Here is a 25,332-nt window from a genome sequence, read left to right on the forward strand (position 1 = left end):
TCTACTCTTCGGTTTCTTCCGAAACCGGTTCGGGAAGCGGCTTCTGCTTCAGCGGCACGCCGCGTCGTTCCTCGACGCGGTCGCGGTAAAGGGCGGCCTGGCCAAGCAGCATCAGCGTGACCGGCGTCGTCATGATCACGAAGACGATGATCAGGACCTCGTGGAACACCCAGCGGTTCTGCAGCACGGCAAAGCAGATCATCGAGGCGGTGCAGATGAGGATGACGCCGCCGCTGGTGGCAAGCGTCGGCGCGTGCAGACGGGTGTAGAAATCCGGCAGACGGAGCAGGCCGATCGAGCCGATCAGCGCAATCGCCGCGCCGAGAAGAACCAGCACGCAGACGATGACGGCAGCCCAGGTCGGAAGGTCGGTCAGATGGCTCATTCGATCACCTCCCCGCGCATCAGGAACTTGCCAAAGGCGATCGAAGAGACGAAGCCGATCAGCGCGACGATCAGCGCGGACTCGAAATAGATGCTGTTGGCGGTCCGGATGCCGAAGGTCAGCAGCATCAGCATCGCGTTGATGTAGAGGGTGTCGAGTCCGAGGATGCGATCCTGCGCCCGTGGCCCCTTGATCATGCGATAGAGTGCAAAGGCCATGGCGAGCCCGATCATGATCTGCGCTGCCAGGATCGACCAGATGATTGCAAGTTCCGTCATCTGAACATCTCCTTCAAACCGGCCTCGTAGCGCTTCACCGTCCTGATCCAGACTTCGTCGTTCTCCATGTCGAGCACGTGGAAAAGCAGCGATTTCCGGCCGCGATCATATTCAAGCCATGCCGTGCCGGGTGTCGCGGTCATGATGCAGGCGAGCAGCGCCAGCGCGTTTTCGTCCTCGATATCGATGTCCACGGTCAGGAAGCCGGAATTCGGTGCCCGGCGGCCGACGCGCAGGATGACGAGCGCTACGGCGATGTTGGAGCGGATGACGTCGAGGAAGACGCTGGCGCCGAAGCGCAGCATGAGCAGGATGCGGCGCGGATGCGAGCGGGCCGGCGTGAGCTTGAGCGTCACCCAGGCGAGCGCGATGCCCAGGATCGTGCCCATGACGACGGTGCCGGGGGCGACCGACTGGTTCAAGAGCATCCAGATGATGAGGAGGCCGATGGACAAAAGCGGGTAGGGGAACCAGGTGCGCATCGGTTACTGCCCTCCCACGCGCGGCGCCGTCAGGACGCGCTCTGTGTAGCCCGAGGGGTTGAGCAGCGAATCCGCCGTCGCCTGCATGTAGCGCATCGTCGGCCCGGCCTGCAGGCTGAGGAAGATGCAGGCGCCGAGCAGCACCACGACCGGCGCGATCTCGATGACGAAGACCCGCGGCACGGTGTTCTCGATCGAGGCCCAGAACGTGCGGATACCGACGCGGTTCATGGCGATCATGGCGGAAAGGCCGGACAGGATCAGCAAGGTGACATAGGTCCAGTCTGCGGCCGAAAGCGCCGGTGTGGGTTCGGCGCCGGAGAGGCCGAAGAGACCGCTCAGGATGGCGAACTTGGCAACGAAGCCGGAAAGCGGCGGCAATCCTGCCAGCAGAAGTGCGCAAAGGCAGAAGCAGAGACCGAGCACGGCCATGGTGCCGGGGATGGCGGCACCCGCTTCATCGATCTCTTCGTCTTCGTCGGCATCACCATAGGCTTCCATCGTTACCGCCAGAACGTCGGCGCCCGCGTCGCGGCCGCGCTCCACCAGTTCGATCAGCAGGAAGAAGGCCGAGATCGTCAGCGTCGAGCTGACGAGATAGAACAGCGCGCCGGCAATCATGCTCGAATGCCCGAGGCCGATCGCCGCCATCAAGGTGCCCGAGGAGACGAGTACCGAATAGGCGGCAAGCCTCGCCATCGCCTGCGAGGCAAGCACGCCGATAGCGCCGAAGGCGATCGTCAGCATGCCGCCGATGACGAGCAGCGTCTGGCCGAAGCCGGCGGAAACCCCAGCATTGACGCCGAAGACGAGCAGCGACAGGCGCAGTATGACGTAGATGCCGACCTTGGTCAGCACGGCAAAGACGGCCGCGACCGGCGGCGTCGCCGCCGAATAGGCGGTCGGCAGCCAGAAGCTCAAGGGCCACATGCCGGCCTTGACCAGGAAGGCGACACCGAGGATGCCGGCGCCGACTTCGACCATCTGCCGGTTTTCCGGCGAGATCGTCGAAAGCTTGATGGCGAGATCGGCCATGTTGAGCGTGCCGGTCGCGCCATAGATCAGGCTGACGCCGATCAGGAAGAGCGAGGAGGCGGCAAGGTTGATCGCGACATAGTGCAGGCCGGCCTTGACGCGCAGCGGACCGGATCCGTGCAGCAGCAGGCCATAGGATGCCGCCAGCATGATCTCGAAGAAGACGAAGAGATTGAACAGGTCGCCCGTCAGGAACGCGCCGTTGAGGCCGGCGATCAAGAGCTGGAACAGCGAATGAAAGTGATGGCCGGCGGTGTGCCAGCGGGCGATCGAATAGACCTGGGCCGCGAGGGCCAGGCCGCTCGTCAGGCAGAGCATCAGCGCCGATAGCCGGTCGAGAACCAGAACGATCCCGAACGGCGCCGGCCAGTTGCCGAGCTGGTAGACGCTGGTGCCGGCAAGGAAGCCTTCGGTCGAGGCGGCTGCGCGCATCAGCACCATCGAGAGCACGAAAAGGACAAGCGTCGAGACGAAGCCCATGACGCCCTTGGCCATGCGGTTGCGCTCGTCGATCGGGATCATCGCCGCGCCGACCATCAACGGGATAAGGATGGGCAGGATGATGAGGTGGTGCAGCCAATTAATCACTGCGCTGCTCCCTTCCGTCGACATGGTCGGTGCCGGTGAAGCCGCGCGAGGCGAGCAGCACGACGAGGAAGAGCGCCGTCATGGCAAAGCCGATGACAATGGCGGTCAGCACCAGGGCCTGCGGCACCGGATCGGTATAGCGCGAGAGATCGCCGACGCCGCCGGGTTCCAGAATGGGAGGCGCGTTCACGCGCAACCGGCCCATGCTGAAGATGAAGAGATTGACGGCATAGGAGAGCAGCGACAGACCGATGATCACCTGATAGGTGCGCGGCCGAAGCAGGAGGTAGACGCCTGAAGCGGTGAGGACGCCGATGGCGGCAGACAGGATGATCTCCATTACTTCGCCTCCTTTGCGGCGCGAAGGGCGCGGGCATGGGCACGCGGCGCGCGGATCGACTGGTGCGCGAGCGCGATCAGGATCAGGACCGTTGCCCCGACCACCAGCGAGAAGACACCGAGGTCGAAGAAGATCGCGCTTGCCAGCGGGATCTTCCCGATGATCGGCAAGGTGACGTATTGCGCATGCGAGGTCAGGAACGGATAGCCGAACAGCCACGACCCGATGCCGGTTGCCGCCGCGACGATGATGCCGATGCTCATCCAGCGAAGCGGGTGGATACGCAGCCGCTCTTCGACCCAACGCGTGCCGCCGGACATGTATTGCAGGATGAAGCCGATCGACATGGCGATGCCGGCGGCAAAGCCGCCGCCCGGCAGGTCATGGCCGCGCAGGAAGAAATAGGCCGCCAGCATGCCGCTGACCGGGAACATCCAGCGCATGATCACCGAGGGAACAAACAGATATTCAGCGACGCTGTCGCCCTTGGCGCGGTCGGGATGATCGTCGTCAAAAGCATTCTGCACCTGCTGCTGTTCCGGCGCCTCCAGGCTGTCGGCCTGCGGACGGAAGCGCAGCAGAAGGGCAAAGACGGTCAGTGCGACGATGGCCAGCACCGCGATCTCGCCGAGCGTGTCGAAGCCTCGGAAGTCGACGAGGATGACGTTGACGACATTGGTGCCGCCGCCTTCCTTGTAGGCGCGCTCGAGGAAATAGCTGGCGATGGTTTCCGGCATCGGTCGGGTCATCACCGTATAGGCGATCAGCGCCACGCCGCCGCCTGCCACAAGGGCAAGCACAAAGTCGCGCAGGCGCCGCAGGCGCACCCGCAGCGAAAGTAGTTCGGATTCCTGCGTGTCCTCGATGCGCTTGGGCAGCCAGCGCAGGCCGAGCAGGATCAACACTGTCGTGACGATCTCGACGAGGAGCTGGGTGACGGCAAGGTCGGGTGCCGACAGCCACACGAAGGTGATGCAGGTCACGAGACCGGCGCCGCCGAGAAGCACGAGCGCTGCCAGCCGGTGGAATTTCGCCTGGTAGGCGGCACCGACGGCGCAGGCGATGCCGATCGCCCAGAGAAGCGCAAAGGCCGGATCGATGCCACGGACCAGAAGCGGGGGCAGCTCGTAGTGGTTGAGCAGCAGCGGCAGGGCACCGGCCATGATCGCGACGAAGACGAGGAAGCGCATCTGCGGCTGCAGCCGGCGCGTGCCGAGCCTCTGTTCGAGCGAACGCGCCCATTTCCACGAGAGCGTGACCAGGACGCGCTCAAAGATACGCTGGCCGTGCAGCAGACGGAAGACCGGCGGTCCCTCGGTGCTGGTCGCCAGATAGTTGCGCATCAGGAAATAGAGACCGATACCGCCGAGAAGCGCCACGAAGCTCATGATCAGCGGCAGGTTCCAGCCGTGCCAGACCGAAAGGCTGTATTGCGGCGTGCTGGCGCCGAGGATGGACACGACGGCGGTGTGCAGGAACGGACCGATCGTGATCGCCGGAATGATGCCGACGACGAGGCAGGCGAGCACGAGGAATTCGATCGGTGCGCGCATCCAGCGCGGCGGCTCGTGCGGGATCTTCGGCAGGTCGCTCGGCGTCTTGCCGAAGAACACGCTGTGGATGAAGCGCAGCGAGTAGGTGACGGCAAACATGCCGGCAAGGGTGGCGACGTAGGGCGTGATCGTGTCGAGCAGGTTGGCCTGATGCGTCTCGATCGCCTCGGCGAAGAACATCTCCTTGGAGATGAAGCCGTTGAGCAGCGGCACCCCGGCCATGGCGGCGCTCGCGACCATCGCGAGCATGGCGGTCCCGGGCATATAGCGTATCAGTCCGCCGAGCTTGCGCATGTCGCGCGTCCCGGTTTCATGGTCGATGATGCCGGCCGCCATAAACAGCGATGCCTTGAAGGTCGCGTGGTTGACGATGTGGAAGACGGCGGCGACGGCGGCGAGCGGACTGCCGAGGCTGAGCAGCACCGTGATCAGCCCGAGATGACTGATGGTCGAATAGGCGAGCAGCCCCTTCAGATCCTGTTGGAAAATCGCGAAATAGGCGCCGAGAAGCAGCGTCGTCAGGCCGGCGAGCCCGACGATCCAGAACCAGGCCTCGGTGCCGGCCATCACAGGCCAGAACCGCACGAGAAGGAAAACGCCCGCCTTCACCATCGTCGCCGAATGCAGGTAGGCGGAAACAGGCGTTGGTGCGGCCATCGCGTGCGGCAGCCAGAAATGGAACGGAAACTGCGCGCTCTTGGTCAGGGCGCCGAGCAGGATCAGCACCAATGTCGCCAGATAGAGCGGGTGCTCGCGGATCATGTCGCCAGAGGCGAGCACGACGTCGAGATCGTAGCTGCCGACGATGCGGCCCATGATCAACAGGCCGACCAGCATGCAGAGCCCGCCCATGCCGGTCATCGTCAGCGCCATGCGCGCGCCGTCGCGAGCGTGGGCATTGTGATGCCAATAGCCGATAAGCAGGAAGGAGACGATGCTCGTCAGCTCCCAGAAAACCGCAAGCAAGATCAGGTTGCCGGAAAGAACGACGCCCAGCATCGATCCCATGAAGGCGAGGAACAGGGCAAAGAAGCGCGGCACCGGATCTTCCGCCGCCATGTAATAGCGGGCGTAGAGCACGACGAGCACGCCGATCGCGGTCACCAGCACCGTGAACAGCCAGGCAAAGCCGTCCATCCTCAAGGTGAAGTTGAGGCCGAGTTCCGGTATCCAGGCCAGTTCATAGCGAAGAACGCCGCCAGATGTGACGAAGGGGTAGAGGCCGGCGGCAATCAGGAAGCACAGAAGCGCGATTGCGCCTGCGAACCAGGCCGTGGCGCCGCGTTGATCGGGCGGAAAGAAGATTGCAATGAGGCTTCCCGCGAACGGGGCTAGGATGAAGACAGAAAGCAATTTCCCCGCGTATTCGATCGTACCGTTCCCTTCTCTTGGGCATAATGGAGATTGGGTGCCGAAGCCCCTCAAGGACCATCGCTGATGCAACGGTCGCAGACGATGCCGTCACAGTCCGCATAGCGGTAACAGCCGTATGTTTTTATGACGATTTTCCCGGGGGCTGCCAAGCCTCGATGGTGGGAAAAATGTGAGATTGCGTCATTTTTGACCAGCTCGAGCACGTGCCGAACCGTCGCGGGCGGATAGCGGCGATGTCAGGCCGCCTGCCACCTGCGCTCGAAAACAAAGGTGGCGAGATCGTTGGCGCTCATCGGCCGGGCAAAGGCATAGCCCTGCAGGCCATGACAACCAAGCTCCTGCAGCATGCGGGCATGCTCGAGCGTTTCGACGCCCTCAGCGATCACTTCGATGCCGAGCGACGTGCCGATATCGATGATCGATTCGACGAGGCGCTTTTCGGTCGGCGAATCCAGGATCGGCAGAATCAGCTGGCGATCGATCTTCAGGCGCCGCGGGGTCAGCTTCAACAGGCTGAGGATCGAGGCATAACCGGTGCCAAAATCGTCGATCTCGATATCGATGCCGAGTTCCTTGATCCGGCGAATGTTCGACAGCACGGTGATGTCGCTCTCGTCGAAGGAGATCGACTCCAGAAGCTCGAAGGACAGGCGGCCGCGCGGGATCTGCAATTGTTCGAGACGGTCGATCAGCCCTTCATCGTGCAGACGCGCATAGGAGAGGTTGACCGAAACCTTCGGGATATGGATGCCGTTGGCCTGCCAGCGGTAGATCTGGAACAGCGCCTGCTCCAGGATCACCTGGTCGATGGACGCGACGACGTTGATGTCTTCGGCGGTCTTGAGAAAGGTGTGCGGACCCAGCAACCCCTTGGTCGGGTGGTCCCAGCGCGCGAGTGCTTCGACGCCGATGACCTCAAGGGTGCTCGGACAGAATTGCGGCTGGAAATGCGCGATGAATTCCTTGTGTTCCAAGCCGCGAAGGATTTCGTCGGCGGTCTGCTTGGTCTTGAACACGGCGGTCTTCAGATCGCCGGTGAAGGTTTCGTGCCGGTTGCGACCGCGGCGCTTGGCCTCGTAAAGGGCGATATCGGCATTGACGAGGATCTGGGATAGATCGTCGGTCGGTCGGGCTTGAGCGGCTATGCCGATGCTGACTCCGATGCGGCATTCCTGGTCCTTGTAGCGAACCGGAACGCTCATCGCCTCGATGATGCAGGATGCGAGCCGCGCGTCGGGCTCGGCGCTGTCTTCCGGGCGGACGATGACGAACTCGTCGCCGCCGATACGGGCGACGAAGTCCTTCTCCTTGGCGTTGGTACGCAGCAGCTCGGCGGCGTGGCGCAGGATTTCGTCGCCTGCGGCGTGACCGAGCGTATCGTTGATCTGCTTGAACCGATCGAGATCCATGTGAAAGATGCTGAGCCTCGCCTCGACATCGAAATGCTGGCTTCTGTCTGCAAGCACCTGGTCGAGAAACCGGCGGTTGGGCAGGCCGGTCAGCGGATCGTGCAGGGCATTGAATTCCATGCGGTGGCGAGCTGCTTCCAGTTCGGCGCTATGGGCTTCTGCCTGCCGCTTGGCTTCCGACAGCGTGGCACGGGTCTGGATGTCGGCAGTCACGTCCCAGTTGACGCCGACGAACTTCTTGCGCCCATCGGCGCCGTCATAGGCCGAGCCAACCGCACGGATATGGCGCACGGTGTCATCCGGCAGCCGCACCCGAAACTCGGAGTTGTAAGCGGCGCCTGAGCGAAGTGCTTCGGCAAACTCCTCCTCGGCATGAGCGACATCGTCAGGATGCAGCGTCGACTTCCAGTCGTCATAGGCCTGACGGACAGATCCCGTCTTGCCGTAGAGTTCCTTCATCCGCTCGTCCCAGAGCAGTTTGCCGCTGGCAATGTCGAGTTCCCAGATGCCGATCTCCGAGGTGTCGAGGGCGATCTTCAGGCGATGCGACAGTTCCTGCAATTGCGCCTTGCTCTGCCTGAGGGCGCGGATGTTGTTCTGGCGCTCACTCATCAACCGGCCGGTCAGGAGCATCGGCAGGACGATCATCAGGCCGCCGGCGACAATCAGCGCGCGGATAAGCCAGGCGTTGCGCGCGGTGTGCGGCCAACCGCCCTTGGGAACGGCAGCGATGTGCCAGGAGCCTCCCGGCAATAGGACCGTCATCTCCACCGGGGACTGATCGAAGACCTTGGCATTCCCGTAGAAGGCCGTACCGTCGCTGCCCGTCCCGTCGCGGCCGGTGATGGCGATATCGATGCCGAGCGAGGGGGAGAAGAGGCCGCTGTCATTGTAGAGACGATCGACGTCGATGACTGCCGAGACGATGCCCCAGAAGCGGTTGCTGCCGCCGCCCGCTTCGATCGAGACCGGAAAACGACCGATCAGCCCGCGCCCGCCCTGCACCAGATCCACAGGGCCGGCCAGAACCATCTTGCCGGTATCCCTGACCTTCATGACGGCGGCGCGCTGCGCCTCGTTCTTGCGGTAGTCGAGCCCGATCGCCTTTTCGTTGCCTTGCATAGGAAAGGCCATGCGCACGATGAGGTCGGGTGCGGCGGCGATGCTGCGCAATTGGGAGCGTTCGGTGAAGATGCTGCGCGAAAGAGCGGCGAAGCGCTGCTGCCCCATGCCCGGCTCGGTGACGATGGTTCCGATCAGGCCCCGCACGAGCTGGATGTTGCCGTTGATGCTGGCTTCAAGCTTGGAGCGGATCGGGTTGAGTTCGTCGGCGACCTGTGAACGCACGCGCGCTTCGGAGACCACCTGGTTCTGGTTGTCTGCGAGGATGCCAGCCACCAGAACGACGAGAGAGGCGATGATCGCGGGAAGGTAGTTCGGCGTCAGAAACCCGGAGAGTTTCTTTTTCCCGAGATCGAAGGCATGTCTGGCAGGCACAAGATCACCCCGGCGGCATCAGAAGGATACGAAACGACCGGGATGATCCCAAATTGGTATTAACAATTATTGTTTTAGTTCCGGCTTTTATGCCTGCCCAGGGTCATTTTGACGTCTTGCGCTCGGGCAGTTTCTTGTGCTTGGTTTCGGCAAGGTCTTCCAGTTCGCCTTCGGTCATGGATTTCTCCATCTCGCGCGACGCACCCTTGAGTTCGGATTTCTTCATGTCTCCACGTTTGGCGGCAAGTGCTGCGCCGGCCGCTTTCTGCTGTGCCTTGGATTTTGCAGGCATGTCGCATCTCCTTGCGGGTGTTCGAACAGCTCAAACGCAGGCTGAACGGACCGGTTCCCCGCGATGGATCACGATTTGCTCTCGATCATCGCCTGCAATGTCTCCAGGCGGTCGGCCTCATGAGGGAGCTTGTCCTGTCGCAGCCGCGCGATACGGGGAAAGCGCATGGCAACGCCAGACTTGTGCCGCGTCGAGCGGTTGAGGCCTTCGAACGCGACCTCGACAACGAAGCCGAAATCGTGATCGGCTCGCACTGCCCGCACCGGACCGAAGCGCTCGGTGGTATTGTCCCTGACGAAGCGGTCGAGAATTTCCAGTTCGGCATCGGTGAAGCCGAAATAGGCCTTGCCCACCGGCACCAGCGTTTCCACGCCGTCGACCTCGGTCCAGACGCCGAAGGTGAAATCGGAATAGTAGCTGGAGCGCTTGCCGTGGCCGCGCTGGGCATACATCAGCACGGCGTCGACATTGTAGGGCGCGCGCTTCCACTTGAACCACGGACCCTTGGCCCGGCCGGCGGTATAGGGCGAATCCAGTCGCTTCAGCATGATGCCTTCGATGACGGGATCGGGCGGCTCGGACCGCAGCTGGTCCAGCTCTTCCCAGGAGGAAAACGGCACGAGCGGCGACAGGTCGAAATGCTGCGGCGAAGCCCGTTCGACGAGGTCGCTCAGCATCGCCCGTCGCGCCAGGAAGGCTTCTGCCCGAACGTCGGTTTCGCCCGAAAAGAGGACGTCGTAGGCGCGGATGAAGGCGGGGTATTCGTCGAGCATCCTGCGGCTGACGGACTTGCGGTTCAGCCGCTGCTGCAGGTCGGAAAAGGTCCGGGTGGCGCGGTTGGTGCGAGCGGTGCCGCCGACCAGCAGCTCGCCGTCGATGATGCCGGAAAAGTCTGATGCCTCCAGCACGTCGGGGAAAGCACCGGAGATTTCATCGCCGCTGCGCGAATAGAGCCGTCTGGTGCCGCCGACATTGGCAAGCTGCACGCGGATGCCGTCCCATTTCCATTCGGCGGCAAAGTCCTTTGGGTCGAGCCCATCGAGATCGCCCTCGCCGACCGGTGTCGCAAGCATCACCGAATGGAAGACGGCGGGCGTCGACAGAACCGGCCTTTCCGCTTCGCCCGTCAGCCACTGGAAGAGCGGCAGGTAGGGTGGGGCGAGCCCATGCCAGAGGGTCTCGATCTCGGTGACGTCCTTGCTGCCCATCTCGGCCAGCGCCTGCTTGGCAAGCTTGGCCGAGACACCGATGCGCAGGCCGCCGGTCACGAGTTTCAGAAAGGCGAAGCGCGCCGACGTATCGAGCCGGTCGAGCATGTCGCGAACGACGCTGCGCACGTTGGCGCGGCCGGTCGTCTGCAGCTTCTCGATGGCGTCGCCGAGCGGAATGTCGTCCGGTACAACGTCTTCCGGCGGCTCCCAGACCAACGACACCGTTTCGGCGAGGTCGCCGACATAATCGTAGGAATAGCGAAACAGCACTTCGTCCATGCGCTCGAGCAGGAGGTCACGGATCATTGCCGGCTTGACGGTGGCGAGCGACAGGGTGCCGGCGATGGCCGCCAGCGCATAGCCGCGATCCGGATCAGGCGCGGATCGGAAGTAGTCCGCCAGCAGCCGGATCTTGGCGTTGCGCTGCGGCGTCAGGACGAGGCGGTCGAGCAGTTCGGCGAAGGCCTTCATCGCTCATTCCCCCTCGTCGTCGTAGCCGACGAGATGCAAGGGCCGCGCGGCGATGCCCTCAAGCTCACACCAGCGCACCAGCGCCTCCTCGCGGCCATGGGTGACCCAGACCTGCGCCGGGGCGATCTCGCGGATCGTTTGCGTGAGTTCAGGCCAGTCGCAATGGTCGGAGATAACAAGCGGCAGCTCGATGCCGCGCTGCTTGGCGCGCTGCCGGATCATCATCCAGCCTGAGGCGAAGATCGCCAAGGGATCGACGAAGCGCCGAGCCCAGCGGTCGGCGAAGGCGGCGGGTGGCCCGATGACGACTGTGCCGGCAAAATCCTGCTTCTCGTCGGCGGCAAGCGTTGCCGGGCGGAATTCGCCGAGGTCGATGTCTTCGCTCCGATAGTAGTCGCAGAGTTTCTGCAGGGCGCCGTGGATGTAGATCGGCTGGTCGTAGCCCTGCTCGCGCAGAAGCGCGATCACCCGTTGCGCTTTGCCGAGCGCATAGGCGCCAACCACGTGGGTGCGCTCGGGAAATTGCTTCAGCGACGTCAGCAGCTTGCGCATTTCGGTGCGGTCGTCAGGGTGGTGGAAGACCGGCAGGCCGAAGGTCGCCTCGGTGATGAAGACGTCGCAGGGCATCGGTTCGAACGCCAGGCAGGTCGGGTCCCGCCGTCGTTTGTAATCGCCCGACACAACGATGCGCGTGCCCTTGGCCATGACCGAAATCTGCGCCGAGCCGAGAACATGGCCGGCCGGGTGAAAACGTACCTCGACGCCATTGACGGTTATCGTCTCGCCCAGGGCTACGGTCTGGCTGGTGCCGCAAAAGCCTTCGCCATAACGGATGCGCATGATGTCGAGGGTTTCGCGGGTGGCGAGCACCTGGCCGTGGCCGGCGCGGGCATGGTCGGAATGGCCGTGGGTGATCAGCGCGCGATCGACCGGCTGCACCGGATCGATGTAGAAATCCCCGATCTCGCAGTAGAGACCTTTGGGAGCGGGATAGAGCAGGGCGTCCGGTTTCATGCCCTTAGAGATAGCTGGCGGAAACGGATCCGCCAGCCATGGCTGCAAAGTTTTTCGAACGGTCGGCAATGCCGGTCCGTTCGATATGGCATCAGCCGTTCAGTGCCAGCGTGTCGCCGATCAGCTTGAGCGTTCCAGCTGCATCGATGTCGATGCAGGCCTTCTGGCTCGGCAGGTTGTCCCAAGGGCTTGGCGGGAACAACCGGCTGTCGGGCTTCTGGATCGTCTGGCCATCGGCAATGCCGCCGCAGACGACGCGGATGACGCCGCTGCGAACCTTGAACAGATCCGGCGCCACGACATAGGCGCAGGCGCAGCTGTCGTGCACCACCATGCCATCGGGCACATGCTGCTCGTAGAAGGTGATGTAGAACTGCGAGATGTCCGAAAGCAGCTTCGCCGGCGCTCCGCCGCGCTCGGCGATGTCGGCAAGCATCGCCTTGGTCATAACCGTCTTGGTGGTGACGTCGAGACCGACGACGGTCACCGGCCACGGTGCCGTCATGACGACGTCGGCAGCCTCGGGGTCGCCGTGGATGTTGGCTTCGGCAGCCGGCGTGATGTTGCCGTTGACGTCGAAGGCGCCGCCCATGATCACGACTTCGCGCACCAGCGGCGCAAAGTCCGGATCTTCGCGCAGTGCCAATGCCAGGTTGGTCATGCGACCGACGGCAATCAGCGTCACTTCGCCGGGGTTGGCGCGCACGGTGTCGATGATGAAGCGGTGCGCCAAACGCGGATCGACCGGCAGGTCGATCGTCTCGGGCACGTCAATGTTGCCGAGGCCGTCATCGCCATGGATGAAGGTCGGCCAGCCGACATGCGGCCGGTCCGGATTGAAGGTCTTGTCGAGACCCTTGGCGACCGGCGCCTTTATGCCCCACTCACGCTTCAGGAACAGCGCGTTGCGCGTCGTCGTTTCGACCGAGGCGTTGCCGAAGACCGTGGTGATGCCGATGAGATCGATATCCGGGTGGCGGTGGAGGAAGAGCAGGGCCATCGCATCGTCGATGCCCGGATCCGTATCAAAGATAACCTTGTGCATGTGTTCTTCTTTTCTTTTTCTTGCGTTTGACGGGTCGCAATGGAGGCAAGATGCCCACGAAAGTCAATCGGTGATCGATCCCAGCCGGGCATGCCTGACGGCAAAGCTGATGAAGCCTCCGGCATAAACCGTCTTGTTTTCGATCACCCAACCGCCGAACCCGCTTAAACTTTCCGAAAGGTCGAGCGCTTATCCTTGCCAGGCGCCTTCGGGCTTATGTTTCAGTTCCTGTCATCACAGCGGAGCCATTCTCGTGAAGGCTATTCTCGGCAAGTTGCGCCCATCGAAGAGGCTGGTCGTCATCCTTGCCGCCGCATTCGGCGTGTCGGCCGCCTCAGGTGCTGCCGCCGTCTATGTCGGCCGCGACGCGCTGATGGAGCAGATGTCTAAGCCTGCCACCTCCGGTCTCGAATGCACGCTGGTCAGGACCGTCAAGCTCGGCCATCACGGTCAGCGCTGGGTTCGCATGCACATCAAGACGGACCGTGCCGATGGCGAGGCACGCATGCGCACGGCGCTGCGCGTGGTCGGCGCGCTGTCGAAGTCGGAAAAGGCAGATCTCTATCAGGTGGTCGTTCTCGATGCTGCCGGGCCGGAAGAGCGGGCTGCGGTGCGTGGCGCCGCGATCGGGGCGCAAGTTCTTTTCGCACCGGGTCCGCAAAGCGTGCCGGGCATGGATGAGCGTTTCCGCGCGTCCTACAATGATGGCACGGCCAACTCGGCCGGTTTCTTTCACGGCAACACGGTCGATCTTTCGGTTGCCGATATCGGTGGAATGATGGCCGGTATGGACGATCGTTCGCCCTGCATCGATCCGAACGCAATTGCTGTCGAGGGCGAGGCAGCGCCCGATGTCGCAGCGGCAGAGCACAAGGCCGAGAGCGCCGAGGCGCCTGCCGGCCACTGAGAGGCCGATGGCACGATCGGACGCGTCGCCGGCAAATTCACCATCGACAACGGAAAAAGCCCGCCGCATTCGCGCCGGGCTCTTTGTTTCGTGCCGTTGTGACCCTGATCAGTCGGCCTTGTTGCGGCGCGCCGGGAACAGGATGATGTCGCGGATCGACGGTGCATTGGTGAGCAGCATGATCAGGCGGTCGACACCGATGCCGAGGCCACCTGCCGGCGGCATGCCCTGGTCGATGGCATCAAGGAACTCGTCGTCGAGCTGCTTGGCCTTCTCGCCGCGCGCATGCGCCTGCTCCAGCTGCTCGACCATGCGGGCGCGCTGCTCTTCCGGATCGTTGAGCTCGGAAAACGCGTTGCCGAGTTCCCAGGTGTTGCAATAGGTCTCGAAGCGCTCGACGAGGCGCGGCTCGCCCGGAACTTCCTTGGCAAAGGGCGAGATGTCCTTCGGGAAATGGGTGACGTGCGACGGCTGGATCAGCGTCGGCTCGACCTTCTCTTCGAAGACGAAGGCGAGGCATTCGCCCCAGGTCCAGTCCTTCTCGACTTCGAAACCGGCTGCCTTGGCGGCAACGCGGGCTTCCTCGTCGGTCTTCATCGCCAGGAAATCGATGCCGGTCGCTTCCTTGACGGCATCCGGCATCGGCACGCGACGGAATGGACCCTTGAAGGAGATTTCCTTGTCGCCGAACATGAATTCGGTCGAGCCGTGGATCGACAGAGCGAGCTTCTCAAACAGCCGCTCGACGAGGTCCATGATGTCCTCGTAGTCGGCGTAGGCCCAGTAGCACTCCATCATGGTGAATTCGGGATTATGCCGCGTTGACACGCCTTCGTTGCGGAAGTTGCGGTTGATCTCGAACACCTTGTCGGTCAGGCCCGATACCAGCGTGCGCTTCAGGTACAGTTCCGGCGCGATGCGCAGGTACATGTCGAGCTTCAGCGTGTTGTGGTGGGTCTTGAACGGTTCGGCCGTGGCACCGCCATAGACCGAATGCAGCATCGGCGTCTCGACTTCCATGAAGCCGTCGTCTTCCATGAAGCGGCGGATACCCGAGACGATCCTGCTGCGCTGCTGGAAGCGGAGCTTGGATTCCTCGTTGGTCATGATGTCGAGGTGGCGCTTGCGGTAGCGCAGCTCGATGTCGGAGAGGCCATGCCACTTCTCGGGCATCGGCAGCAGCGACTTCGTCAGCATGGTGATCGCCTGCGCGTTGATCGTCAGCTCACCACGCTTGGTGCGGCGCACGACACCGGTGACGCCGATGATGTCGCCGATGTCGATCATCGGCAAGAGCGCACGGGCGTCTTCCGGCGTGGTGTCCTTGTGGCTGAAGATCTGGATCTTGCCGGAGGCGTCATGGATGTCCATGAACATGCCGGAGTTGCGCGACGAGTAGACGCGGCCGGCGACCGTGACGACGTCCTGCGTCTCGGTGTCGAGCTCCAGGTTCTCGTACTTCGCTGCCAGTTCGGCATTGGTCATCGTGCGGTGGAAATGCGCCGGATAGACGTCGCCGATCTGTTCGCGCAGCAGCTTCAGCTTCTGCGCGCGCACTTCCGTCACGTCGGAGGAGAGGGCTGTGGTCTCGGTCTTGTCGTTCATCGTCTTGTCCTTACTTTCCGCTGCCGGCCATCGAGGCGGCGACCTGACCTGCAACCTTCAACCGCTGGCGCACGACCGAGCGGCCGAGCAGTTCCATGCTGTCGAAGAGCGGCAGGGAGCGCGACGAGCCGGAGACCGCGACAAACAGCGGTGCCAGCACGACCTTGAGCTTCTTGCCCATGCGGTCGGCAATCGCGCGCAGTTCCGCCTCGATCGTTTCCTTGTTCCATTCGAGGATCTTTTCCAGATCCGGCTGAACCGTGTTGAAGATCTCGACCAGTTCTTCCGGGCTCGACTTGATCTTGGCGAAGGCCGCCGGCTCGAGGCCAAGGTCGGACTTCAACAGGAAGTCGGCAAGTGCCGGCAGTTCGCCGAGCTTGGAGATGCGCGACTGCGACAGCTTCAGGCCCTGCTTCAGGCGATCGTTCTCCGACGCCCAGGCCAGCACCCGGCCGAGGAATTCGTCGTCGCTCAGCTTCTCGCGGATCCAGCGGCCGTTCAGCCAGTCGAGCTTCTGGATGTCGAAGATCGCGCCCGACTTCGACAGGTTGTCCGGGTCGAACTTTTCGGCAAGCTCGGCCATGGTCATCAGCTCCTCGCCTTCGGCGATCTGGATGAAGAACAGGCCGAGGAAGTTCATCAGCGCTTCCGGCAGGTAGCCGAGCGCCGAATAATAGGAGATCGAGGTTGGGTTCTTGCGCTTCGACAGCTTCGACTTGTCGGCATTGCGCATCAGCGACAGGTGCATGAACACCGGCGGCGTCAGGCCGAGATATTGATAGATCAGGATGTGCTTCGGCACCGAGGCCAGCCACTCCTCGCCGCGCGCGACGTGGGTGATCTTCATCAGATAGTCGTCGACGACGTTTGCCATGTGATAGGTGGGCATGCCGTCGGCCTTGAGCAGAACCTGCATGTCGACCGAATCCCACGGGATCTCGACGTCGCCATAGACGCCGTCGGTGAACTTGCAGGAGCCCTCGGTCGGGATCTTCATGCGCACGACGTGCGGCTCGCCGGCGTCGACGCGGCTGGTCACTTCTTCGGCGGAAAGCGTCAGGCAGTGGCCGTCATATTTCGGCTGCTTGCCGGCGGCGCGCTGGGCCTCGCGCATCTGCTCCAGCCGCTCGGGCGTGCAGAAACAGCGGAAGCCGTGGCCGTTCTTCTCGATCTGTCGGACGTAGTCGAGGTAGATGTCCTTGCGGTCGCTCTGGCGGTAGGGTCCGTAGGGGCCGCCGACGTCAGGGCCTTCGGACCATTCCAGCCCGCACCATTTCAGCGCATCCAGCACCTTCTGCTCGAACTCCGGCGTCGAGCGGGTGGCATCGGTATCTTCGATCCGGAGAATGAAGGTGCCGCCGTGCTTCTTTGCGAAGAGATAGTTGAACAGTGCGATATAGGCGGTGCCGACATGCGGCTCGCCGGTGGGGGAGGGTGCGATGCGTACCCGAACTGCTGAATCTGCCATGGTCTTTGCCCGTTTGACGTGCTTCTCGCCCCTTGCCGGAAGACAAGTCCGGCCGCCGGGCGCGCATTTTATGGGAAGGAAAGGCCCGTAGGGGTGCCGCACAAGCGGTATCGGCGGGCTTTCCAGTCGGCTCGCGTGAGACCATAGAACATGGGGCATGTCAACGGAAAGTGGATCACGCCACTTTTTGTTGACACTGCCGATGGCTGGTTATATTGAACCGTAAGGTTATTTAACTGAAAGGTTTTTTAGAAAATGCCGGAAGATCGCCTGTCGACCACGCTTTCAGCCCTCGCCGATCCGACGCGCAGGGCCATCCTTGCCCGGCTCTCTCTCGGCGAGGCTTCGGTCGGTGAACTGGCGGAGCCGTTCGAGATGAGCCTGCCGGCCGTTTCCAAACACTTGAAAGTCCTCGAGCGCGCCGGATTGATCAGCCGCGGCCGCGAGGCGCAGTGGCGCCCCTGCCGACTTGAAGCCGCACCCTTGCGCGACGTCAACAGCTGGCTCGATAGCTACCGGGGTTTCTGGGAAGAGAAGTTCGATCGTCTCGACGCCTATCTGCAGGAGTTGCAAAAGGTGGATCCGGACGCAGAGACGAACTGATTTCAGCGATCTTGCCGGCGCAAACCGGCTGCGCTACACATCCCGTGTCGAAAAAGGCAGGGCCGGATATGGTAAGCCCGGTCCCTTCGCGAGGCTGTCCCAGTCCTTGCGAAGCTCTGCTCGAACCTGATCGTTCGAACCCGCGGCGTGGTTCCGATGCATCCGCATCGGTCCGCGGCGGGGTGTATCCGGATCAGACGCAGTCCGCCGCGTTTCTCAAAACACGGAGACTGCATATGCGACTGAACCATCTCGATCTTCACAGCCCCGTCGTTGCCGAAACGGCGAGATTCTTCATCGACCATCTCGGCTTTACGCTCGTTGAAACGCGCGGCAAGGACGCCTTTTATCGCCTCGCCGACGAGGCCGGCATGGTGCTCGTGATCAGCCCGCCGATTGCCAGGCTCGGCGGTGGCGACCAGGTCAGCCTCGGCCTGCAGACCTATCATGTCGGCTTCCTGCTGTCTGAGAGGACAGAGGTCGAGGATGCCTATCGACGTATCCTGCCGACGGGCATCCGCATGACCGATCCGGAAGAGCGGCATGGGGCCTATGTCTTCTATATGGTCGTCCCCGGCAACATCCTGGTGGAGGTCGGCCACCGTCCCGACGCCTGACGTCCACCGGAACGATCGACAGGGTGATGCGTTATCCGTTCGCGAGGCGCAGGCTGTGCCAATCGGACATGACGGAGGTGGAGAACACGGGAATTTTTCCGATTTCTTCCCGTGGCCAACGAAATGGCAGTCGAGCTCCCTGACCCGTCCGGCTTGTGCCCTCGCAAACGCTTGCAGCAAGGTGGCCTGCATCCCCCGTGATGCAGGCCTTTTTTGTGTAGTTCACGGAAAAAAGGCGGAGCCATGTAGCCCCGCCCTTTTGATTTTCGACAATGGCCTCAGATCACTGCGGCTTGCCGGCGGCCTTCTTTCGCAGCCGCGCATTGCGAGCCACCATGTTGAGAACCTCGACCAGGGCCGAAAAGGCCATGGCGGCATAGATGTAGCCCTTCGGCACGTGCAGGCCCATGCCTTCGGCGATCAGCGTCGTGCCGATCATCAGGAGGAAGGCGAGCGCCAGCATGACGATCGTCGGGTTCTTCTCGATGAAGTTGGCAAGAGGGTTTGCGGCAACCAGCATCACCGTGACGGCGGCGAGAACGGCGATGACCATGATCGGCAGATGCGGGGTCATGCCGACGGCGGTGATGATGCTGTCGACCGAGAAGACCAGGTCGAGCAGCAGGATCTGGCCGATCGCCGCACCGAAGCTGTTGATCGCCGACGAGGCGATGAAATCCTCGCCATGGTCGGCCGGGTCGACATTGTGATGGATTTCCTTGGTTGCCTTCCAGACGAGGAACAGGCCGCCGGCGATCAGGATCAGGTCCTTCCAGGAGAAGCCATGTCCGAAGACCTCGAAGACGGGCGTTGTCAGCTTGACGATCCACGCGATGGTGCCGAGCAGAGCGAGGCGCATGACGAGCGCCAGGCCGATGCCGATGCGGCGGGCCTTTTCACGGTGTTCGGGCGGCAGCTTGTTGGTGAGGATCGAGATGAAGATCAGATTGTCGATGCCGAGAACCACCTCCATGACAACCAGTGTTATGAGGGCAACCCAGGCGGCCGGGTCCTGGGCTAGCAGCATTAAATCCTGCATCAGCGATCTTTCCTTGTCTCGGTGGCGCGTCGTCGCGCAAGAATCGCGGCAGTATTTAAGCAACTATGCGAGAGTGACAAGCGCCGCCGGGCGTTTGCGGCGGCGCTTTACCGTTTACGGTTTGATCGGGATCCACATTTCCACAACGCCCATGCCCGAATGCGGGTCGAAGCGCTCGTCATAGCGCTCGATCAGATCGGGCGTTTCACCGTGTTGAAGGCCGGACTCCGGCAACCAGGTGCCGAAGATCCGGTGGGCGGTCGTCGCGATCGATGAAATATGGCCGCGGTGCAGGAACACGGCATAGCGCTGCTTCGGCAGTTTGATCGTCGTAAAGCCGGCGGGCAGGGCGCCTGCATCGTCGATTTCGACTGCCGCCATATAGTGAAAGCTGCCTGCTTCACTGTCGTTCTGGCTGCAGACGCCATAGGCGATGTTGCCCTTCTGCCCTCGGATGTTGCCGAAGTGGGTGTTGAAGCGTTGCCAGAGCGAAGGAATGCCTTCGGTGCGGCCGTAGGCATAGGTTTCACCAAGGCCGGCGAGAAGCAAGGCCGGGCTGTCTTCGAAGCGCGGCGGGTCCAGTTTGAGGAGGCGGGTGTCGTCCATTCTGATTGGCTCCGTCAGTGCGATGTTGCCGAAGTGCCCTTGCTTGCGCACGGTCTCCGGCGTTACGCCGAACTGCTCGCGAAAGGCACGGGTGAAGGCCTCGTGCGAGCCGTAGCCTGCTTCGAGGGCCACCGCGAGAATGCTGGAGGAGCCGTCGGCAAGGCTTTGCGCAGCGCCGCTCAGGCGCCGTGCGCGGATATAGGCGCTGATGGAGTAACCCGTCACCAGTCCGAAGACGCGTGACAGGTGAAAGCGCGACAGGCCGGCGGCCTCAGCGATCTCTTCCAGCGATATATCGCTCGCGAAATGGCTCTCGATGAACCAGATCGCCCTTCCGATGGCACTCATGATCACTCCCGTGGCAGACACCCATGCTCATAGGGTTTTGCTGGAAGGCGTGCTTGATCGCAATTGCTGGATTGAAGAGTGAGGCGGCCGAATGTGCGTTCGTCTCAAGCCGTCTTCTTCGGTCCGTATGCGGCCATGAAGACGCGCACAGCTGCCGTGACCGTGCCCTCGATCTGCTCGCGCGGCGGCGCCGAACACATGCCGCCGAACAGCCGGTGCTTGAAGAGGCCCGCCTGTGCCATCTCGATGAACTGCCGCGCCGCCATCTCCGTGTTGTCGATGTCGAGCGTACCGGCTGGGACCTGGCGGTCGAGATAGGCCTTGAGCACGGTATAGCCGTTTTCCGGCGCCTCGCTGAAGAAGCGTTCGGCCAGATGCGGCATGCGGTCGATCACGCCGATCACCATGCGCATGGAGCGGATTGTTTCCTCGGCGGTCATGCTGGTGGTCAGCGTCACGCCGAAATCAAAAAGCGATTCCTCGACATCGTCGTGATCGTTGAGCGCATGCTTGGCAGTCTGAACGACCCGGGTCTTGCCCTGGATGATCAGCGCCTTGAACAGGTCTTCCTTGTTTTCGAAATAGACGTAGAGCGTGCCCTTCGAGACACCGGCCTCGCGGGTGATGTCGTTCATACTGGCGGCGTCGAAGCCCTGGTTCATGAAGGCGCGCCGGGCACCTTCCAGGATCTGCTCGCGCTTGGCGGGGTCTTCGCCCGCCGCATGGCGTCCGCCGCCGGGACAAAGCTGCTCGTCCATGCCGTTGTCGGGCTGGATGGTCTCTTTCTGTCCGGTCTTTGCTGGTTCCATGATCGCCGTCTGTACCCGTCCTGTTCGCATCAAATTACGTCCATCGAACTGCGTGGTTCGATTCCCCCTTGATATGCGACGTAAAAGCGACTAAGTCAAGCTTCGATCGAACCGAACGGTTCAGTTCAATCACCACTCATTAACCAGGCCGGTACCCATGTCCGCATCCAAAACGTCCAGCGTCGCTCGCGTTCGCCCTGTCGGCGAGGATTTTGAAGTTCCGCAGACCCATGAGGCCGCGCCCGAGGCTAAGGGGGCGACTGCCGAGGCGCCTGCGCTCACGCAGGAACCCGCTGTCGAAGTCGCTTCGAAAAAGAAGAAGCGCAGCCCGATCTTGCCCGTTCTCGGCCTCGCAGCTTTGGCCGCAGGCGGCTGGTATGGCTATGACTGGTGGACCAATGGCCGTTTCATGGTTTCGACCGACGACGCCTATATCGAGGGCGACATCGCCACGATCTCCCCGAAGGTTTCGGGTTATGTCGCCAAGGTCGACGTCGTCGCCAACCAGCAGGTGAAGGCCGGCGACCCGCTGGTCACGCTCGATGACGGCGACTATCGCATCGCCGCCGAGCAGACCGAGGCCCAGATCGCCACGCAGAAGTTGGCGCTCAGCCGCTTCGACGCGCAGATCGCCGGCGCAAAGGCGAGCCTTGCCCAGGCCGAAGCCCAGAAAAATGCTCTCGAAGCAACGGTGCGCGGCGCCGAACTTGCGCAAAAGCGCGCAAGCGACCTCCAGTCCAAGGACGTCGGCACCGTTGCTTCCCGCGATAATGCCGACGTGGCGCTGGATCAGGCGCGGGCAAACCTTGCCGGCGCCGATGCCAACATCGCGACTGCCAACGCCAACATCACCGTGCTGCAGGCTCAGCGCGCCGAGGCGGAAAGCCAGATCCGCTCGCTGGAGCTTGCCCGCGACAAGGCCAATCGCGACCTCGGCTTCACCGTCTTGAAGGCGCCCTATGACGGCGTCATCGGCAACGTCGCCGTCCAGGTCGGCGATCTCGTCTCTGCCGGCCAGAGGCTGGCGGCACTCGTCCCTGTCGACCAGCTCTACATCGACGCCAACTTCAAGGAGACGCAGATCGCGCATCTGGTCCCCGGCTCGAAGGTCAAGGTTCACATCGACGCCTATGACGAGCACGCGATCGAAGGCACGGTTGCCTCCATCTCGCCGGCATCCGGCTCGGTGTTCTCGCTGCTGCCGGCCGAAAACGCCACAGGCAACTTCACCAAGGTGATCCAGCGCGTGCCGGTGCGCATCACGCTGCCGGCCGATGTGCTGGCGGAAGGCCATCTGCGCGCTGGCTTGAGCGTGGTCGTCGATGTCGACACGCGCACGGCACCCGCTGAGACCAAGGTCGCCGCCACGAAGTAATCGGGCCCCGACGCGCCGGCATGTTCGATCGAACGCGCCGGCTGCGCCTTTACACGCAGGGAGTGGCTCAGATGGCCGCAACGGCAACAGCAGGCTCGGTGGCGGCAGCCGCACCGAAGGTCGAGGAACATATGGACCCGAGAAGGCTGATCGCCTTCTTCGCCATGGTCGTCGGCATGTTCATGGCGATCCTCGACATCCAGATCGTTTCGGCGTCGCTCGCCGAAATTCAGGCCGGTCTGTCAGCCGGCTCCGACGAAATCGGCTGGGTGCAGACCTCCTACCTCATCGCCGAAGTCATCATGATCCCGCTGTCGGGCACGCTGGCGCGCATCGTGTCGACCCGCGTGTTGTTTTCGGTGTCGGCGGCCGGCTTTACGGCGGCAAGCGCGCTGGCGGCGACCGCCACCAACATCGACCAGATGATCGTCTACCGGGCGATCCAGGGCTTTATCGGCGGCGGCATGATCCCGTCGGTGTTTGCGGCCGCCTTCACCATTTTCCCACCGTCGAAGCGCAACATCGTCTCGCCGATCATCGGCCTGATCGCCACGCTGGCGCCGACCATCGGCCCGACCGTTGGCGGTTACCTCAGTCATGCCTTTTCCTGGCATTGGCTGTTTCTCGTCAACGTCATTCCTGGCATCATCGTCGCGACGCTGACCTGGACCTTCATCGATTTCGACAAGCCGGAGCTCAGCCTCTTCAAGAAGTTCGACTGGTGGGGGCTCGCCTCCATGGCGGTCTTCCTCGGTTCGCTCGAATATGTTCTGGAAGAAGGCAACGCCAACGACTGGTTCAATGACGATCACATCGTCATGGGTGCCGTTGCCACGGTAATCGCTGCAGTGATCTTCTTCTACCGGGCCTTCAAGGTGGAATTCCCGGTGGTTGATCTCCGGGCGTTCTCCAACCGCAACTTTGCCTTCGGGTCGATGTTCTCCTTCGTCATGGGCATCGGGCTCTATGGCCTTACCTATCTCTATCCGCTCTATCTCGGACGCATTCGCGGCTACGATTCGCTGATGATCGGCGAGACGATGTTCGTCTCGGGCCTTGCGATGTTCTTGACTGCGCCGGTTGCCGGCATCCTGTCGGGCAAGCTCGATCCGCGCGTGCTGATGACCATCGGCTTTGCCAGCTTTGCCAGCGGCACCTGGATCATGGCGCACCTGACGGCCGACTGGGACTTCTACGAGCTGTTCATCCCGCAGATCCTGCGTGGCGTCGGGCTGATGCTTTGCATGGTGCCGATCAACAACATCGCGCTCGGCACCATGCCGCCGGCGCGCATGCGCGGCGCATCCGGCCTGTTCAACCTGACGCGCAACCTGGGCGGTGCCGTCGGCCTGGCGGTCATAAACACCATCCTGACCCAGCGCCAGGACCTGCACTATGCCCGGCTTTCCGAGCATATCCAGTGGGGTAACCCGGAAGCGATGGCGCAGTTCAACAACATGGAGGCCAAGTTCGATGCCCATGGCCTCGACGGTGCTACGATCGCCATCAAGCAGCTTGCGGCAATGGCACAGAAGCAGGCGATGATCCTGTCGTTCAGCGACGTCTTCGTCATCCTCACGGTGCTCTTCCTTTCGCTGATCCTGGGTGTGATGATGATCAAGAAACCGGAGGGCGTTGGCCCAAGCGGCGGCGGCCACTAGTCGCGCTGCTGCAAGGTTTACGCGTCCGTCGCGTTGCGGCACAATCCGGCCGGAAAACAATCTCCGGCCGGTCCGTGATCGTCGATCCGGCGCCGCCGGTTGGGCGAAAACGGGGTCATTCATGCAGCCATCAAGGCGCTTTGTCATCTCCCGGCGTTCCTTCCTTGCCGGTGCGGCCGGCATGGGCGCGGCATTGCTGGCAAGCCCGACACGGGCAGCCGGGCGCCCGCCCATCGATGCCACATTCCTGTTTTCGAACGACATCCATGCATGCCTCGTCTCGACCGAAGGCCTTGCGCCGAACTGTGCGGCGGAGGGTAAGACCGACGAGAACCTTTTGCGTCACGTGGCGGCGCTCAATGGTCTGCCGGGGATGCGGTGGCCGGCAAGCGTTGCCGGCGAGGCGAGCGGGCTCGGCAGCGCCGGCCGGCAGATCGGCCATCCGCTCGGACTGGTGCTGGGCGGCGACCTGACCGATGACGGCGGCGGGCAGGTGCGCCAGCCGCGCGAGGGCCGGCAGCTGCAGCAGTTTTCCAGTCGCTACCAGGAAGGTCCCGGCGCCGACCGTGTTCACTTTCCCGTCTATGTCGGTCTCGGCAATCACGACCTCGACCAGGACGGTCCGCCGCCGCATGTGGACTGGTATCGCCGCGAGCTGCGCGACTATGTCGAACTCAACCATCGCCAGACGGTGTTCTACAAGCCGCCGGTGCCGGTGACGAACTACGATCCACTGTCGGATTGCTATTCTTGGGACTGGGGCGGGCTGCATCTCGTCCAGCTCCAGCGCTTCGGCGGCGATGTCAGCAAGGGCGCCGTCGATGCGCTTCCCTGGCTGAAGCAGGATCTGGAAACCTATGCGGCCGACGGCCGGCCGGTGATCCTGTTCCAGCACTATGGCTGGGACGCTTTCTCGACCGAAGTCTGGGATGCCGCCGCCAAGACCTTCGACGATCAGGGTGACGGTCCGCCACATTGGTGGAGTACCGAGCAGCGTCAGGCGCTCGTGGACGCCATCAGGGGCCACAACGTCGTCGGCGTGTTTCACGGCCACCAGCACGAAACGGCGATGATCTATCGCCGCGAAGGTCTCGACCTCTTCAAGCCCAAGGCTGCATATATGGGCGGTTTCGCGCTCGTGCGCGTGACCGACGGCTTCATGGACGTGGCGCTTGGCGAAGCCGGCAAAGGTCACGGCGAGGTCGCCTTCACCCAGGTGTTCAGCAAGCGGTTTTAGCCAGCGAAATCAGCGTTCGTCCGTCTCGCTCGCATTTTTGATTTACGTACATCAAAAATTCCTCTAAGGCAGTTTGCGGGAGG

General features: G+C 62.6%; 22 protein-coding genes. 6 read left to right on the forward strand and 16 right to left on the reverse strand.

Annotation, left to right across the window (positions count from 1 at the left end; translation table 11 throughout):
* Position 1: 1 nt before the first annotated feature.
* The 11 genes from mnhG to AC07UR_RS33350 form a co-directional block, all read right to left on the reverse strand.
* Positions 2-385, reverse strand: a complete 384-nt coding sequence (gene mnhG, locus AC07UR_RS33300) for a monovalent cation/H(+) antiporter subunit G (protein WP_209793265.1) — start codon at positions 383-385, stop codon at positions 2-4.
* The gene (locus AC07UR_RS33305; protein ID WP_209793266.1) at positions 382-663 is read right to left on the reverse strand and encodes a K+/H+ antiporter subunit F; all 282 of its coding nucleotides are present in this window, start codon (positions 661-663) and stop codon (positions 382-384) included. The genes mnhG and AC07UR_RS33305 overlap by 4 nt, the downstream gene beginning before the upstream one ends.
* Positions 660-1,145 (reverse strand): Na+/H+ antiporter subunit E, encoded by a 486-nt coding sequence (locus AC07UR_RS33310; protein WP_209793267.1) that lies wholly within the window; start codon positions 1,143-1,145, stop codon positions 660-662. The genes AC07UR_RS33305 and AC07UR_RS33310 overlap by 4 nt, the downstream gene beginning before the upstream one ends.
* Positions 1,146-1,148: 3 nt before the next feature.
* On the reverse strand, positions 1,149-2,792 hold the full coding sequence (locus AC07UR_RS33315; RefSeq protein ID WP_209793268.1) for a monovalent cation/H+ antiporter subunit D: 1,644 nt from the start codon (positions 2,790-2,792) through the stop codon (positions 1,149-1,151).
* The gene (locus AC07UR_RS33320) at positions 2,761-3,108 is read right to left on the reverse strand and encodes a Na+/H+ antiporter subunit C (RefSeq protein ID WP_025428214.1); all 348 of its coding nucleotides are present in this window, start codon (positions 3,106-3,108) and stop codon (positions 2,761-2,763) included. The genes AC07UR_RS33315 and AC07UR_RS33320 overlap by 32 nt, the downstream gene beginning before the upstream one ends.
* On the reverse strand, positions 3,108-6,014 hold the full coding sequence (locus AC07UR_RS33325) for a monovalent cation/H+ antiporter subunit A (RefSeq protein WP_209793270.1): 2,907 nt from the start codon (positions 6,012-6,014) through the stop codon (positions 3,108-3,110). Before AC07UR_RS33325 ends, AC07UR_RS33320 begins: the two co-directional genes overlap by 1 nt.
* Positions 6,015-6,271: 257 nt before the next feature.
* Entirely contained in the window at positions 6,272-8,941 is a 2,670-nt protein-coding gene (locus AC07UR_RS33330) for a bifunctional diguanylate cyclase/phosphodiesterase (protein ID WP_209793272.1), read from the reverse strand.
* 103 nt (positions 8,942-9,044) lie between these two features.
* A complete protein-coding gene (locus tag AC07UR_RS33335) occupies positions 9,045-9,233 on the reverse strand; it encodes a DUF3008 family protein (RefSeq protein WP_173423744.1) in 189 nt (62 codons plus the stop codon).
* 68 nt (positions 9,234-9,301) lie between these two features.
* The gene (locus tag AC07UR_RS33340) at positions 9,302-10,915 is read right to left on the reverse strand and encodes a cisplatin damage response ATP-dependent DNA ligase (RefSeq protein WP_209793274.1); all 1,614 of its coding nucleotides are present in this window, start codon (positions 10,913-10,915) and stop codon (positions 9,302-9,304) included.
* 3 nt (positions 10,916-10,918) lie between these two features.
* Entirely contained in the window at positions 10,919-11,929 is a 1,011-nt protein-coding gene (locus tag AC07UR_RS33345) for a ligase-associated DNA damage response exonuclease (protein ID WP_209793277.1), read from the reverse strand.
* Positions 11,930-12,020: 91 nt separating this feature from the next.
* The gene (locus AC07UR_RS33350; protein WP_209793279.1) at positions 12,021-12,974 is read right to left on the reverse strand and encodes a nucleoside hydrolase; all 954 of its coding nucleotides are present in this window, start codon (positions 12,972-12,974) and stop codon (positions 12,021-12,023) included.
* A 253-nt stretch (positions 12,975-13,227) separates the two neighbouring features.
* On the opposite strand from AC07UR_RS33350, the gene AC07UR_RS33355 reads away from it, so the two are divergent.
* Complete coding sequence (locus AC07UR_RS33355; RefSeq protein ID WP_209793281.1) at positions 13,228-13,881, forward strand: hypothetical protein; 654 nt, start codon at positions 13,228-13,230, stop codon at positions 13,879-13,881.
* A 108-nt stretch (positions 13,882-13,989) separates the two neighbouring features.
* Here AC07UR_RS33355 and lysS read toward each other — a convergent pair whose 3' ends face one another.
* A complete protein-coding gene (gene lysS, locus AC07UR_RS33360; protein WP_173423739.1) occupies positions 13,990-15,486 on the reverse strand; it encodes a lysine--tRNA ligase in 1,497 nt (498 codons plus the stop codon).
* 10 nt (positions 15,487-15,496) lie between these two features.
* Positions 15,497-16,954, reverse strand: coding sequence for a glutamate--tRNA ligase (gene gltX / locus AC07UR_RS33365; protein ID WP_209793283.1), 1,458 nt, complete (start codon positions 16,952-16,954; stop codon positions 15,497-15,499).
* Positions 16,955-17,209: 255 nt separating this feature from the next.
* Between gltX and AC07UR_RS33370 the strand changes: the two genes are divergently transcribed.
* Both AC07UR_RS33370 and AC07UR_RS33375 read left to right on the forward strand, forming a co-directional pair.
* Positions 17,210-17,557 (forward strand): ArsR/SmtB family transcription factor, encoded by a 348-nt coding sequence (locus tag AC07UR_RS33370; protein WP_173423737.1) that lies wholly within the window; start codon positions 17,210-17,212, stop codon positions 17,555-17,557.
* Between the two features lie 236 nt (positions 17,558-17,793).
* Positions 17,794-18,174, forward strand: a complete 381-nt coding sequence (locus AC07UR_RS33375) for a VOC family protein (protein ID WP_209793285.1) — start codon at positions 17,794-17,796, stop codon at positions 18,172-18,174.
* A 283-nt stretch (positions 18,175-18,457) separates the two neighbouring features.
* Here AC07UR_RS33375 and AC07UR_RS33380 read toward each other — a convergent pair whose 3' ends face one another.
* From AC07UR_RS33380 to AC07UR_RS33390, 3 genes are all read right to left on the reverse strand, one after another.
* The gene (locus AC07UR_RS33380; protein WP_209793287.1) at positions 18,458-19,213 is read right to left on the reverse strand and encodes a TerC family protein; all 756 of its coding nucleotides are present in this window, start codon (positions 19,211-19,213) and stop codon (positions 18,458-18,460) included.
* 114 nt (positions 19,214-19,327) lie between these two features.
* Positions 19,328-20,167 (reverse strand): AraC family transcriptional regulator, encoded by an 840-nt coding sequence (locus AC07UR_RS33385; protein WP_209793289.1) that lies wholly within the window; start codon positions 20,165-20,167, stop codon positions 19,328-19,330.
* 104 nt (positions 20,168-20,271) lie between these two features.
* Positions 20,272-20,976, reverse strand: a complete 705-nt coding sequence (locus AC07UR_RS33390; RefSeq protein WP_173423733.1) for a TetR/AcrR family transcriptional regulator — start codon at positions 20,974-20,976, stop codon at positions 20,272-20,274.
* A gap of 157 nt (positions 20,977-21,133) precedes the next feature.
* On the opposite strand from AC07UR_RS33390, the gene AC07UR_RS33395 reads away from it, so the two are divergent.
* The 3 genes from AC07UR_RS33395 (at position 21,134) to AC07UR_RS33405 (ending at position 25,249) form a co-directional block, all read left to right on the forward strand.
* Complete coding sequence (locus AC07UR_RS33395; protein ID WP_209793292.1) at positions 21,134-22,351, forward strand: HlyD family secretion protein; 1,218 nt, start codon at positions 21,134-21,136, stop codon at positions 22,349-22,351.
* 71 nt (positions 22,352-22,422) lie between these two features.
* A complete protein-coding gene (locus tag AC07UR_RS33400; protein WP_209793294.1) occupies positions 22,423-24,012 on the forward strand; it encodes a DHA2 family efflux MFS transporter permease subunit in 1,590 nt (529 codons plus the stop codon).
* 121 nt (positions 24,013-24,133) lie between these two features.
* Complete coding sequence (locus AC07UR_RS33405; protein WP_412728435.1) at positions 24,134-25,249, forward strand: metallophosphoesterase; 1,116 nt, start codon at positions 24,134-24,136, stop codon at positions 25,247-25,249.
* The last annotated feature ends 83 nt before the right edge of the window (positions 25,250-25,332 follow it).

The organism is Ensifer sp. GW821-FHT05G01, assembly GCF_059419585.1.